This is a genomic window from Vibrio sp. CDRSL-10 TSBA (assembly GCA_039696685.1).
GTDB lineage: Bacteria > Pseudomonadota > Gammaproteobacteria > Enterobacterales > Vibrionaceae > Vibrio.
The window spans coordinates 1578684-1592143 of sequence record CP155566.1 but is presented as its reverse complement, the minus strand read 5'-3'; the positions used below and the strand labels follow the sequence as shown (position 1 = coordinate 1592143).

Below are 13460 nucleotides of genomic sequence, written 5' to 3'. Positions count from 1 at the left end.
TTAATTCCCTATGTCCGAGATCGTAACTACTTCGAATCCATCCCAGTCCGTTCCGGTAAATATCGGCTTTATTCTGCAGCCCAACTTTTCTCTGATGGCGTTTACCGCTGCGATGGATGCCTTGATTACGGCGAAACCTGGTGCACGAACGTCCGCTTTACCAAATTCATACCTTTGGTATAGATTCGCGCAAGGTGCTGAGTGACATCGGCATCGACATCGCAACCGATGCAACAGTGGAATCACTGAACCTGCACAATCGCGGCTCGATGGACTGGCTGTTCGTGTGTGGCGGCTATCGTTGTGATACAGCCTCAGCCGATGAACTTACTTACTGCCTCAGAGCGGCTTACAACCAGCAGATCAATCTCGGCAGTATCTGGAACGGCACCATTGCCCTCGCCCATGCGCAGGCCATCGATGAAGATGTGGTTTCAGCGGTGCATCCCAACAGTCACCACTATATTCGTACCACTTTTCCAAACCTGAAACTGGCCACTCACACCTACGAGGTCGGAGAGCACAGCGCGAGCTGCTCCGGACCTAACAGCGCGATGGAAATGATGCTGAATATGATTGAAGGTCAGTTTGACCGTCAGTTAGTGCGGGCAATTCGCGAAATCCTCAGCTGCGATCAGGCTTCGGAAGGTCGTCAGGCTATCCTGCATGGCTCCGCACCTGAGCCGGCCGCACCGGTACAGGCACGCCCGGCCGCTTTGCAGGAAGCCATCTCACTGATGGAATCAAATATTGAAGAGCCGCTGACCCCGGAAGAGCTGGCGCGCTGTCTGGCGATGTCACGCCGTCAGCTCGAGCGTTTGTTCCAGACTCACCTCGATACTTCACCATCGCGTTACTACCTCAAGCTGCGCCTCGCGTTTGCTCACAAACAGCTGGAAGAGAGCCGCGAGTCGATTATTCAGGTTGGCCTCGGCTGCGGTTTCGTCAGCAGCAGCCACTTCAGTAACTGCTTTAAAGATCACTTCGGTTATTCACCCACGCAGCTCAGACAGGGCCTCAGTCGCAAGCACTAATACTTAAGTGACGCTACCGCCAATACAAAAGCCCCCGCATCACTGTGGGGGCTTGCTTTATCAGATCCGGTCACCGATGACTCACTCTGACCAAATTACGGCGGATTACTCCGCAGCCGCACTCTGATCGCGGCTGCTGGAGTAAATAAAATAGAGCGCGATGCCAAGACACACCACCGCCGCCAGGCGATAAGGTGAAAACGCCATTTCGCTATTGTTCATCCAGCCAAAATTATCAATCAGCAGGCTCATCAGCAGCTGACCAAAAATCACCGCCACCGTGGCAACCGCCACGCCGATACGCTGCACCGCCAGCACCATAATCACAATATACGGCACGCCGCACATCGCTCCGAGCAGCTGCCATTTCGGCACATCCAGCAAGGTCATACTGTGTTTCGGTTCAAAGTAGAAGATCAGCAACGCCGTCACTAAAGCACCGATAGAAAAGGTGAGAAACGCGCAGCGAAACACACCGACTTTATTACCAAGCTGGCCGTTAATCGCCGCTTGAATACTCAGTAACGCGCCACCCAGCACCGCCATTACAATCATTAACAGGGTCATAGTGTCTCCTTAGCTTTTGGCAATCAGCAGCAGTGCTGCAACGATAAACAGAAGCGCAATCAGACGCTTGCGATCAATTTTACGATGCGGCGTCCCCAGCAAACCGAAATGGTCAATGATCAGGCTTTTTGATACCTGACCGGCTAAGATGCCAATCATGGTCATCGCGATCCCAATAACCGGTGTGGTCATGGTTAGGATCACCACATAGCCGGTCCCCAGAATACCCCCCAGCAACTGCCACGAAGGCTGCTCAAAGAACGACGGACTGTTGCGCGGGCTGAAAAACAGCATCAACAAAAACGTCAGCGCTGCACCGACGCCAAAAATACTGAAAGTGGCCCACAGATGGCCGACCTGCTCACCGAGCGGACCGAGAATACCCGCTTCAACCGACAGCCCCATCCCGCCGACAATCACGAGTAGGATTAACAATAACTGCATATACAAGGCTCCTAATAAATCAGGCGCGCATGATATAGTGGTGAATTGCAAAGAAAAACGACATAATCTGGCAATCACCTTTGCAGATATTGCACAAATGAACCGAACCAATAACATTGATATCCGCGCATTGCGGTTTTTTGTCAGCGTGTTTGATGCACAGAACTTCTCTGTGGTCGCGCGGCGCGAAGACGTTTCCGCCTCGATGATTTCACGTACTATCCATAATCTGGAAGATGCACTCGGCCAACAGCTGTTCTACCGCAACACCCGTGCAGTGGTGCCGACCGAAGCCGGTAAACTGTTTTTCAGTTATGCCAAAACCGTGATTGAACAGCTTGATGAAGCACAGGAGCAGCTGCAGGATCGCGCAGCGGAGCCGTCCGGGTTAGTCCGGCTCAATGCACCGGTGTTTTTTGGTGAGCGCCATATCGCGCCCTGGCTGCAGCAGTTATCCGAACGCTACCCCAATTTGGCGATAGACCTGACCCTGACCGATGAATATATTGATCCGCTTAAAGACGGCACCGACATCATTTTTCGTATCGGCACACTGACCGACTCATCGTTTCACGCCCGCATTCTCGGCAATCAGCGCTACCATCTGGCGGCTTCACCCGCCTATATCGCTAAGTACGGTATGCCGACCAACGGACATGACCTGCAGCAGCATCGCTGCCTGGTGTACAAAGGATTTGAAGGGGCCAACCGCTGGTTTCTGCGCCGCGCAGATGAAGAATGGGTGCACTACCCGCTGACGCCGCGCCTTAGCTCCAACAACGCGCAAAGCCTGCTGACCGCCGCACTTGATGGTATGGGGATTGTGTTATTTCCCGACTGGTTAATCGGCCAGGAAACTGCAGCACGGTACACTGGTCCAACTGATGCCGGAGTATGAAGCGGCGATCAATACTCAGCCGCAGCACATCGCTGCGATTTATCCGCATGTGCGCCACCCGCCGCTGAATGTGCGCGCGGTGATTGATTATTTTACCCAGATGTACGGCAATCCCTTATACTGGCAATCATAGTATCCGTATGGGCAGTGTCATCCGCATCTGATCCTGCCCGACACAAGCGAGGCCTGTTATGTTAATAACCTTCCGATGTAAAGCGTACGCCAACGTCACCATGTTTGGCTCTATCGGCCTGCAGATGATCAAAATGATGGGTCACAGTGGCACGGTTCCCGGTGCCATCGGTGCTGAAGAGATTCCCCACGCGTTAAGCCTGCTTAAATCGGCGGTAACGGTAGAGAAAAAACGTGCCGATCAGCAAGAACATGATCAGGATGACGACGATGAACGTGACGATCCGCCGGTCAGTATTTCCAACCGCGCCCTGCCACTGATTGATATGCTTAACGCGGCCATCAGCGAAGAGTGTGGCATCATGTGGGACAACGAATAACGATACGCTTTAGGTGACAGCGTCACCTAAACTATTCCGATAAACCCCGTTAAGAAAAGCCAACCGGGTTTATCATCGAAAAATCAATACACTGCCCTCACCGGCCCGTCTTTATTTGCGCGGCGTGAGCCAGTAGAATACCCAGATAGACAGCAATCCGAGAACAACATGGCAAAACTGACACTCCAAGAGCAAATGCTGAAAGCAGGCTTGGTAAATGAAAAAAAGCTGAAAAAAGCAAAGAAAGGCTCGAAAAAATCACGTGTTCAGGCACGTGAAGTAAAAGAAGCGGTTGAAGAGAAAAAACGCCAGCAGGTTGAGCGCGATAAAGCACTAAGCGCACAGCAAAACGAAGAGCGCCAGAGCAAAGAGATTCAGGCGCAAATCAAACAGCTGATCGCGATGAACAAGCTTGACCTGGGTGACGGCGACATCAAATACAACTTCACCGACGGCACGCTGGTAAAATCACTCTACGTTGAGTCACTGGTGCGTGAACAACTGAGCAAAGGCATCCTGGCGATTGCCCGCTTTGAAGAAGGTTACGCCGTGATCCCAAGCGTAGTAGCCAACAAAATTGCCCAGCGCGACGAGCAAGCCATCATCGATCAGAAAGAGCCGGAATCAGACGCGATCGACGAAGACGATCCGTACGCCGACTTCGTGGTACCAGACGATCTGATGTGGTAATCAGCTCGGTATGAGCACAACCACATGTCACTCCCATGCCCAGCATGGGAGTGTTCACCCAATCAGCGCCGCACCAGATACATTGGCCAAACTTCTCCGTTATTCTCCCTTAGCACGCATTTTCTGCCTGCTCAATCTGAATCGCCACTGATTTCCTAGACGCCTTTTAGTTAGATAAACTAGCTAAAAAAGAGGTGTCCATGAGCCATAAACGTTACCCCGAACAATTCAAAATCGAAGCAGTGAAACAAGTCACTGTTGCCGGCCATTCTGTTGCTGATGTTGCTCAGCGTTTAGGTACCACCACACACAGTCTTTACGCCTGGATTAAGCGCTATGGTCCTGACTCTGAGGAACACCTTCAGCAGTCTGCTGAGTCCGCAGAAATTCGACGATTACAAAAAGAGCTTAAGCGTGTTACTGAAGAAACGTGACCTGTTAAAAAAAGCCGCAGCGTACTTCGCAAGCCACCCCGAGTAAGATTCGCCTTTATCCAAGAGCATCATCACAGTCACTCTGTGCGACATCTGTGTCAGTTGTTTGATGTTCATCCGAGCGGGTATTACGCGTGGAGGAGTTGCGCAAAGTCGAAGCGACAACGTGACAATGAACGACTAACAGGCCAACTCAAACAATGTTGGCTTGAGTCTGGTGGCGTCTATGGATACCGCAAACTCCATCGAGATCTGCGTGATCTTGGCGAGCAATGCGGTATTAATCGTGTGCATCGCCTGATGCAGAGAGCAGGATTGCGAGCGCAAGTTGGCTATCGAAAACCGAGAGCTCCTAGTGGTGAGCAACACGTTGTTACGCCAAATCGTTTAGAGCGGCAATTCGATCCATTAGCGCCCAACACGGCTTGGGTAACGGATATTACGTACATCAAAACGCATGAGGGCTGGCTCTATCTTGGCGCTGTAATGGACTTGTTCTCACGACGAATTATTGGTTGGTCAATGGGCAGTCGTATCACTAAAGAGCTTGCGTTAGATGCTTTATTAATGGCGGTATGGCGTCGTAAACCTGCTGGCAAAGTGCTGGTTCATTCAGATCAAGGAAGCCAATACACGAGCCATGATTGGAGTGAGTTTCTAAGCGCTCATGGTTTGGAAGGTAGCATGAGCCGTCGAGGCAACTGCCATGATAACGCAGTAGCAGAGAGTTTCTTCCAACTGCTGAAACGTGAACGAATTAAGCGAAAAATTTATGCGACCAGGGACGACGCAAAGATGGATGTGTTTAATTATATTGATACCAATCACACTAATTAACTGGTCAATATAGTCCAATCTCTAAAGCAGAGCGAAATGACTCTGCTTTTGTCTGCACAAAAACGATTCCAAGCACTACACAGCTTGTCGACAATATCGTCGTAACATTCAAAACACCTATTGGCTATTTCGTTCTGACGTAACCAACTCCATACTTGCTCTATTGGGTTGAGTTCCGGTGAATAGGGCGGTATATGAATGACAGTCAGGTTTCTTGAATGAATCAGCAAGATAACTTTGATGCCAACTGGCTTGATCCATGATGACGACAGCATGTTTGTCTGCGGGTGTGGATTGAGAAATGAGCCTGCGTTGCTCTTTCATTGCTTCCATGTTGCTCATCGGAACAACAATAGCTTCAGTTTCTCCGGTATTAATGCACACCGCTCCAAATAGGTACGCATACTCAAATTGCTGTTGTTGTACCGCTCTGGGACGAGTCCCTTTTTCTGCCCATATTCGGGTTGTTGTGTTGCGCTGGCCAAATCTGGCTTCATCTTGAAACCAGATTTGAACGTCTTTTAAAGCAACATGTCCTGGGATCTTAAGGATCGTTTCTATTGGGAATTTTTTTAAAAGCTTCTTGCGCTTCTGCAGATTGCTTTGGGTGCTTTGAACGCGTTGTTATCCAAACTAAATCAAGTTTTCTCAATATCTTATAGATGCCTGATAAGCTGTACGATAGGCCAAATTCCTCATGGATAAATTCAATAATATCTGTCCCCTGTAGTCTTCCACCTTCAGGCTTAATCGCATTGGAAGTGATGTACAGCTTTAACTGAGATAGCTGGTCTTCAGTCAGTCGTGGAGGACGGCCTGTATGCTGCTTTTCTACCAAGCCTTCAACACCATTCTTTAAATAAGCCGCAACCCAGTTATTGATACTGGTACGGCTGGCTTTTAAATATTTGGCGATCTGAGTGCGGCTTTTTCCATCCACGAAATGAGATATCGCAAGAAGTCTCGTACGCATCCTAGCATCGGATGTTTCACGAATAAGTTTAGGGAAGTCAGGGGTCGTCATATCAGCTCCTATTGAAGCTGATATTAGATCATAAAATTAGTGCGATTGGTATGAGATGTTTTACAACCCGAAACGACAGCATAGTTCCAATGACGGGCTGTCACCGTTAGAGTATGAACGTCAGTATTTTAATGAGGCTAAAAGTCGTCTACTGAAGTAGTGGCGATTCAATCCTCAGATTATCAATCACTTCCAGCGAATAAAAAGTGAATAATCAGCAAGATGCGATTTGAAGCCCCGATGCTATTTGAGTAAAATCACGACACTTTGAATTAACGAGAATCCGCACGTGGCGAAACGTTCCCCAATCACCGAAATGACTTCCTACGGCATTTATTCCCATTGGGATGCCAAATCCAAAGATCTACCTAAAATAAAGGAATTCACCCAGGTCGTTACCGCCGAGGAAGACGTCGAGTTCGGTTTTATCGTCAATATCAAAAAGGCCAAAGGCGAGCTGCTGCAGTTTTGCATTCATCATCCAGGCATCATCAATAAGAAAGGCAAAGTCCTCGCCCCATTTGACGGTGAAGTCTACGTGCGCAGCAATGACTGGGATTTTTATCTCGGTGATACCATCCAACTGCTATGCCCGGTCAACGGCCTGGAAAGTAATTTAGGCGAATGGCGTATGACGCTGGAAATGCAAGGCAGAACCATAGCCGAAAAGACGTTCAAAGTCGTGGGACGTGATGAGGGGCAGTTCTGGAAGTCGAGAGGGTTTTAGGTAATCCCGACGCCGAAAGACTAAAAGTCCGTTTTGAATTTTGTCCTTTTCTAAGATTTCAGTTGGACTTATAAAAACCTGTCAAATGTAACTCTTCAATTAGATCTGACTCACAGGCTTAAAGCGGCAAACTTTCAGTATGATCCAATGTTTTTAATAAACGATATCGCCTGACCGTCCCTTCTGTCTCGTCACTATAATCGCCAAGATATTCACCACCACACCTTTCAATCACTTTTTGTGAGGCTGGATTGTTGACTGAACAAGTCACAATCACTGAGTCGGAGATAACATGATCACGTACCCAGGCCAGCAAAAACGAAGCTATACCTCTACCTCGTTTCCGATGGCCTGGTTTCATAACCAATATGGCCAATCACATTCTCTACGTTACTATTACTACCTTTCCTAACTCGAATAGCTCCCAGGATTTTTTCACCAAAGAGACAATAGTAAGTCGTGCTCGGTAAATAACCATTAGCCAACTGAGAGGTGGCCTGAGAGCGTATTACCAAGCCCGATAAATAAGAATGCGGATCATATTCAACACCTGAGTATTTCTCGATACCAGATGCAGAACATTCTCGAGCATAACTGACTAACAACGGTGCTAAGGTAAGGTTTGCCTCTACTACTTCCATGTGAATTTCCTTGTTTGGCGGTAAGCCCTATGCGGATTATCAAATCAACATTTAATATGTGACCGACAATGATGACCAACGTGATCATTTAATGGTTGAAACTGTCGTCATTGCTATGCGAATTTTACCTGCATAGCACCTCCCACTCTGCTTCACTTGGCATAGTTTCAAATTGCGCTATACCATCGTTTATGAAACCCGCATCCCAATTAGCGCGAGAGCCTACATAAACATGCGCAATAACTTTTGTATCTACAGATTCCGTCAGCAGACCACAGTGATTACCATTCTCGATCGAGCACTTTGTCTTTTCTAATCAATATGCCGTGAGGAAAATATAAGTCCGATAGCCTACCGCTAAGCATAGCAGTCTAAAAAGTAAAACAATTCTACTGAGTAACAACTCAGTAGAATATGACAAGAACAGACTAAACAACGTGGTAGATGTCGCCCTTTATTTCCAAATAACCTAACTGAACTTGCTCAGACAGTATTGTTTCTGTCCTATCTCTCATCGCTTTACTTGTGCTAGAAAAACCGAGTACCTCCGTAATCGATTTAACTAAGTCATCACTAGATATAGAGAAAGTATCCTTAACAGTCTCTATTGCGGCCTTTGCGATTTCGCCATCATAGATCAAATCATACTTGCGCTCATTTGATGGGAGTTCAACTCGATTCCGAATCGTAAGTTCACCTTGGCTTTTCGCAATAATAAATTCACCGTCTAATTCGACTTTACCTTGCCGATTGAGTAAACCGATACCGTCTAGAACCGAGCGATTTATCCGAGCACCACTTCGAGAGCTGCCAACCGCGGACAAAAGACGAATAGTTAGATGTTTGACGTGAATTGGAGATTCAAGCTCTACAACTTTGAGAATATCCTGAGCTAAGACTGCCGTGCTTGTTTCTGGGATCGTATCACCATACCCAAGGTATAACTGCTCTGTAGGGAAAACTTGGTAAACAGCAGCAGATGCCTGAGGTTCAACCTCCACCCTTTCAATAGACGCTTTTGGCTTTGATTTTACAGGATCTACAACAATAGGCTCTGAATCAAAGGCTTCATAGTAAGCAATAGCTGACTTTATAGCATCATCTAACCTTTCCGTTTCTTTATGACTGTTACGGAACCAATCAGTACTCCAAATGCGGTGGAAACGCCAACCAAGTCCTTCAAGGACACTCTGACGAATACGGTCTCTATCACGTGCACTCTTTGAACTATGGTATGTCGCGCCATCACACTCGACTGCAAGTATATAGCGACCCGGTTTATTTGGATCTCGCACTGCAATATCAATGTAGAAACCTGCACAACCTACTTGTGGTTGAACTTGATAACCTAGAGAGCGAATTGAAGAAATCACCTCCTCTTCAAAAGGTGAATCAGGTGCTTTGCCTGTTTCTGAGCGCTTAACGAGATCACCTGTTTCAGCATAATGTAAGAAGTTCTTTAGCGCTCGAACACCAAACGGAGATGCATCAGTCGTTGGCATCTCATCACCTTTGAAGTTGCTAAATACCTCCATACACATACGAGCACGTGAGATAAGAAACGTTGAGTCTTCGTTCACCACCATCACTGTTTAGTGGACCGAAACTCATTGGCAAACGACCTTCGTTTGTCTTACCATAACCGATACTGATAAAAATAGTGTCACGCTCGTCACCCTGCACGTTTTCAAGGTTCTTAACGAAGAAGTCTTCCCCTTCCTCATGCTCTCCAAAGAAGTCCTCAAGATCTGGGTTCACTTTTCTTAGTCGTTCAATTTCCAAAAGGATTGCATCACGCTGAGCTGTACTAAATGCGACAACACCTAATGTTTGATTTGGCGTAGTCTTCGCGTGTTTAATTACTGCTTCTGCAACCTCTGTCGCCTCTCCCACGTTACTTCTTGAGCCACCACGATCGTATGTAGTATTCGGCAAGTAGTTAAAACTTAAACCTTTCGCATGAGGGTTAATGCCCGATGAAGGGAAAATCATCAGCTTATTGTCATAAAACTCCTGGTTAGAGACTGCAATCAATGACTCATGTCGACTACGGTAGTGCCATTTAAGCATTTTTTCTGGTGTACCTGACGCTAAGAACATACCTAGAATACTTTCCATATCCGCAGTTAGACTTTCTTCTGCATCTTCATCATCTAAAACTAATTGTTTGCCGAAGAAACTTGTTGGCGGCATCTGCTTGGTATCACCAACCACGACAACCTGTTTACCGCGCATAATAGCCCCAAGAGCATCAGCAACTTTAACCTGTGACGCTTCATCGAAGATTACCAAATCGAAATCAACCACACCTGGCTCTAAGTAAGTAGCTATCGACATTGGACTCATCATAAATACGGGCTTTATCTGCTGAATCACACGACCTGATTTATTAAGCAGTCGTCTAATTGGCATTTGACGACGCTTCTTATTGAACTCACGTCTTAGAGTTTCCACTTCACCTCTTGCTGATGGGTTGGGTAAATTATCGTAGAGCTGCTTAACCAATGACTCTTGAGCAAAGTGGAACAGTTGTCCGTCTATGGAGCTGAACTGCTCAATCTGCTTTTCATGCTCAACTCGATCGAAATAACGGATTTCATCTCTTGAACCATACTGGTGTTCAACAAGTGATCGATAAAACGTATATTTGAAGCAGTCACGGAAAAGTGTTGGCGTGTCACCCCAAGTAAATGCCTCCTGTGTCCATTCTGAAAGTCCTATTCGGTCTAACTCAGCTCCTAAGCGGTTAAAGCGCGTTAGAGGGTAGAACTTCTGTATATCTTTACCCAACGACTCAACCTCATCAATAGATAGCGAATCACAACAGTCGGTAAAGTTCGTCAGATCTAGCTGAAGTAATAAGGCTAATTCGTACAGCACACCTTTACGCTTACTGATTAGCTCTTTTACATGGTCAAGCTCTGTTGTAGTAAATCCAATTTCCGTTGAAGGATCTAAATACTGTGCAGCACTCGCATCAAGTGAACCAGACTTAATTCCTGAATGGCACTGGTGAACCCATTGAAGCGGTTTTAAGATCGCTATCCAGTCAGTACTCTCATTTTTAAAATGACTACCGATAGTATCTATTGCTAGTTGCGCAGAATCGATGAAGCGCTTTTGAGTCGAGCGATATTCCAATACGGCATCAATTTTTTCAATCCATTCACTTGCACTGCCAGCGAGTCCATTCCTACACATTCCAGCATAAGTACTTTTCGCTCTTCGATAATCACCTGATAAGAATCGCCACCATTTCTGACCAGTCGTCAGCAATGAGCCACGCACAGGCATCCAATCGTAATCTAAAGCATTATCGACAAAGTACTCTGATAACTCTGCCTTTTGATCTTGTAGAGTTGCACCTTGAAGAGCGAAACTCGAGTATCGCATCACCTTTAGACTCCCACGCGGAAGAATTCGCATCGACACTTTCAAGCTCGGGTCTGTCTGCAATAAGAGAAAGACCCTCTAAAACCGCGATACAGTCTGTGTAATTAGTGATAGGTGAAACATAACCAGCACAAGTATGAAGGCCTTCAATCTGGGTGATAATTTCTCGCTGTATCTGTTCTAATTCAGAGACAAGCTTTTGAGCCACCTTGTCATCAGACGGCGAATAATCTTTAAGGGGTGTTGATGAAAACAAATTAAGACTCGGCACATCGTGCTCACTTAAATAGTCAACAGCCTCAATTATCTTCGCCAGGGCAGATAAGTAATAACTCTTATCCCATACATTTAAATCAAAGTCGGTACTAGGTAGTTCATCCAAGTCAATTGAAGCGGCAGTAACGATTCGCTCAAGCTGCGAGCTATAACCTAGAGCATCATGATAACTCACTTCGGTATTAGCAATGCTTTCATTCACCGACAGACAGTAGTCATCCAACTTATTACGAAGAGATACCAAGCGGTCGATATCGTCACTTCTCTCTGGAGAGACAGGAGCATACTGCATGAGTGTACTTTCTAATGAAGAAAGTACTGATTTCTTGTTCGCTTTGTGGGAGTGTAACTCTAATACTGAATCGCCAATATGGCAGTTATCTAGTCGTCGTTTAACAACATCAAGTGCTGCCATTTTTTCAGCAACAAACAATACTTTTTTATTATCAGATAAAGCCTGAGATATGATGTTTGTGATAGTTTGTGATTTACCTGTACCAGGAGGACCTTGGATAACAAGATTAGCCCCTGATTTTGCTGCTAATACGGCTTCTGTTTGGCTCGAGTCCGAATCTAAAACCAATTGAACTTCTTCAACACGGTTGACGTCCATTGGTGTTGAATCAAGCAAAGTTGCATCACGTTCAAAACCTTCCGTAAACAGCTTTTTAATTAAACTATTTTCCGATGGTTTTTTACCTTCAGGCCACACTTCATCTGATAAGTCCTGATACATTTGAAACTTACCAAAAGAAAAGAAACTCAATACGATTTTATTACTTTCTACCGACCAACGCTTTTCACCTGAAATAGCATTCGCAACTGAATTTAAGTAGCCTTGGAAATCATAACCATCGTCTCCTTCTTCAAAGTCAGGTAAGACAATACCGAACTCCATTTTAAGCTTAGCGGCAAGGGTAAGGTTTGTTCCTAGTTCTGATTCTGTATAGCGAATTTTATGTGCGTCACCTGCATCAGCTCGGAAAATTTCGACAGGGATAAGAACTAAGGGAGCATGTCTCGGTTTATCAGAGTTATCGTCTTCAAACCACTTAACGAAACCAAGAGCAAGATAAAGTAGATCAACACCCTGTTTCTTGAACAAAAGTCGTAGCTTCCGTGCTCAATTTTAGTAAGCGCGTATCAAGTGATTTTCTAAATAGCTGAGTTTGCAGAGCGTTATCAGCGTGCCTTTTATCACCATTTTTTTCTTCAAGATGAGCTGTCAAATCAATTAAAGATATCGAATTTCTATCCTCTTTATCTAGAGAATCAGGAGCAGGAAGAAATGACATTGCCTTTGAATATTCAACCAAATGCTCAAACACTTGTTCAGACTTTTCGTCAACAATGTCTAGAATTTTGGCTCCCTTTCCGACATTAAGTAATGTATTTCCTCTGAGTCCCATATCAAGGAGCTCTTGACGGCTTTTATCAAAAATATCTTTAAGATTTGAGTTCATGTTGCAGTTAAAACCTTACAATATTATTAACCGTATTGTATCGAATCAGACTAAGCGATACATATAATATGGTTCAAAAACTTATTGTTTAACAAATTCGTAAAGAGTAATGAGATTATGTGCAGTAATAGCTATAGTACATCTACACTTTAGCTTTTGAATAACACAGGAGCTCGATTCTACAAACTTATATCATGACTATTCTGCTCCAATCCCTCAATTTCAGAAACGCTACCGCCATACCTTGTCGATAGCAAAGCCGATGAATGACAACAGAATGCATAAGTTTATATCAAATTACCGACCTCATTCCTACGGCAATATTAAAGAAAAGACAACCATTGTTATAAGTTACGTTGGAGGTACTGATAACAGAGGCGATCGGCCATGGAGAAGGCTTAGCTGAGCTTAGCACTTTGCGTTTGTATCACCATCGTTACAAACATCAGCTTGATGTGGTTCCGACTTTAGTATGCCCGAGTAGAAAAACCTCATTGATTCAGTCCCTTAAGCGTTTCTT

At 45.6% G+C, this 13460-nt stretch carries 12 protein-coding genes and 3 pseudogenes; 7 read left to right on the top strand and 8 right to left on the bottom strand.

What is annotated here, in order from left to right; genetic code table 11:
- The first annotated feature begins 140 nt into the window (after positions 1 to 140).
- Positions 141 to 1034: a helix-turn-helix domain-containing protein gene (locus ABDK09_14895; protein XAW90638.1), complete on the top strand. Its 894-nt coding sequence runs from the start codon at positions 141 to 143 to the stop codon at positions 1032 to 1034.
- 105 nt (positions 1035 to 1139) lie between these two features.
- Here the strand turns inward: ABDK09_14895 and ABDK09_14890 are convergent, their stop codons facing one another.
- Positions 1140 to 1601 (bottom strand): DMT family transporter, encoded by a 462-nt coding sequence (locus ABDK09_14890; protein XAW90637.1) that lies wholly within the window; start codon positions 1599 to 1601, stop codon positions 1140 to 1142.
- A 9-nt stretch (positions 1602 to 1610) separates the two neighbouring features.
- Entirely contained in the window at positions 1611 to 2045 is a 435-nt protein-coding gene (locus ABDK09_14885) for a DMT family transporter (GenBank protein XAW90636.1), read from the bottom strand.
- A gap of 40 nt (positions 2046 to 2085) precedes the next feature.
- Here ABDK09_14885 and ABDK09_14880 point away from each other — a divergent pair, with 40 nt between their 5' ends.
- The 5 genes and pseudogenes from ABDK09_14880 (at position 2086) to ABDK09_14860 (ending at position 5416) form a co-directional block, all read left to right on the top strand.
- Complete coding sequence (locus ABDK09_14880; GenBank protein XAW90635.1) at positions 2086 to 2943, top strand: LysR substrate-binding domain-containing protein; 858 nt, start codon at positions 2086 to 2088, stop codon at positions 2941 to 2943.
- On the top strand, positions 2930 to 3076 hold the full coding sequence (locus ABDK09_14875) for a hypothetical protein (GenBank protein ID XAW90634.1): 147 nt from the start codon (positions 2930 to 2932) through the stop codon (positions 3074 to 3076). The genes ABDK09_14880 and ABDK09_14875 overlap by 14 nt, the downstream gene beginning before the upstream one ends.
- Positions 3077 to 3134: 58 nt before the next feature.
- Positions 3135 to 3455: a DUF1840 domain-containing protein gene (locus ABDK09_14870; GenBank protein ID XAW90633.1), complete on the top strand. Its 321-nt coding sequence runs from the start codon at positions 3135 to 3137 to the stop codon at positions 3453 to 3455.
- Between the two features lie 168 nt (positions 3456 to 3623).
- The gene (locus ABDK09_14865; GenBank protein ID XAW90632.1) at positions 3624 to 4145 is read left to right on the top strand and encodes a DUF2058 domain-containing protein; all 522 of its coding nucleotides are present in this window, start codon (positions 3624 to 3626) and stop codon (positions 4143 to 4145) included.
- Positions 4146 to 4345: 200 nt separating this feature from the next.
- Positions 4346 to 5416, top strand: a pseudogene (locus tag ABDK09_14860) (IS3 family transposase).
- Here the strand turns inward: ABDK09_14860 and ABDK09_14855 are convergent.
- Positions 5413 to 6440, bottom strand: a pseudogene (locus ABDK09_14855) (IS630 family transposase). The pseudogenes ABDK09_14860 and ABDK09_14855 overlap by 4 nt on opposite strands.
- 289 nt (positions 6441 to 6729) lie before the next feature.
- On the opposite strand from ABDK09_14855, the gene ABDK09_14850 reads away from it, so the two are divergent.
- Positions 6730 to 7167 (top strand): DUF3859 domain-containing protein, encoded by a 438-nt coding sequence (locus ABDK09_14850; GenBank protein ID XAW90631.1) that lies wholly within the window; start codon positions 6730 to 6732, stop codon positions 7165 to 7167.
- 118 nt (positions 7168 to 7285) lie between these two features.
- On the opposite strand, the pseudogene ABDK09_14845 reads toward ABDK09_14850, so the two are convergent.
- The 5 genes and pseudogenes from ABDK09_14845 to ABDK09_14825 form a co-directional block, all read right to left on the bottom strand.
- Positions 7286 to 7808: pseudogene (locus ABDK09_14845) on the bottom strand (GNAT family N-acetyltransferase).
- Between the two features lie 428 nt (positions 7809 to 8236).
- Positions 8237 to 9310 carry a DUF3320 domain-containing protein gene (locus ABDK09_14840; protein XAW90630.1) on the bottom strand — a complete coding sequence of 358 codons (1074 nt, stop codon included), beginning with the start codon at positions 9308 to 9310 and terminating at the stop codon, positions 8237 to 8239.
- 19 nt (positions 9311 to 9329) lie between these two features.
- Positions 9330 to 11201, bottom strand: coding sequence for a DEAD/DEAH box helicase (locus ABDK09_14835; GenBank protein XAW90752.1), 1872 nt, complete (start codon positions 11199 to 11201; stop codon positions 9330 to 9332).
- On the bottom strand, positions 11122 to 12582 hold the full coding sequence (locus ABDK09_14830) for a DUF4011 domain-containing protein (GenBank protein ID XAW90629.1): 1461 nt from the start codon (positions 12580 to 12582) through the stop codon (positions 11122 to 11124). Before ABDK09_14830 ends, ABDK09_14835 begins: the two co-directional genes overlap by 80 nt.
- Positions 12560 to 12940 carry a DUF4011 domain-containing protein gene (locus ABDK09_14825; GenBank protein XAW90628.1) on the bottom strand — a complete coding sequence of 127 codons (381 nt, stop codon included), beginning with the start codon at positions 12938 to 12940 and terminating at the stop codon, positions 12560 to 12562. The genes ABDK09_14830 and ABDK09_14825 overlap by 23 nt, the downstream gene beginning before the upstream one ends.
- Positions 12941 to 13460 lie beyond the last annotated feature (520 nt).

Bases quoted from the DNA above. Each gene is read 5' to 3' on its own strand.
- ABDK09_14890 (XAW90637.1), bottom strand. From the start codon at position 1,601: ATGACCCTGTTAATGATTGTAATGGCGGTGCTGGGTGGCGCGTTACTG.
- ABDK09_14885 (XAW90636.1), bottom strand. From the start codon at position 2,045: ATGCAGTTATTGTTAATCCTACTCGTGATTGTCGGCGGGATGGGGCTG.
- ABDK09_14875 (XAW90634.1), top strand. From the start codon at position 2,930: ATGCCGGAGTATGAAGCGGCGATCAATACTCAGCCGCAGCACATCGCT.
- ABDK09_14870 (XAW90633.1), top strand. From the start codon at position 3,135: ATGTTAATAACCTTCCGATGTAAAGCGTACGCCAACGTCACCATGTTT.
- ABDK09_14865 (XAW90632.1), top strand. From the start codon at position 3,624: ATGGCAAAACTGACACTCCAAGAGCAAATGCTGAAAGCAGGCTTGGTA.
- ABDK09_14840 (XAW90630.1), bottom strand. From the start codon at position 9,310: ATGCCAACGACTGATGCATCTCCGTTTGGTGTTCGAGCGCTAAAGAAC.
- ABDK09_14835 (XAW90752.1), bottom strand. From the start codon at position 11,201: ATGCGATACTCGAGTTTCGCTCTTCAAGGTGCAACTCTACAAGATCAA.
- ABDK09_14825 (XAW90628.1), bottom strand. From the start codon at position 12,940: ATGAACTCAAATCTTAAAGATATTTTTGATAAAAGCCGTCAAGAGCTC.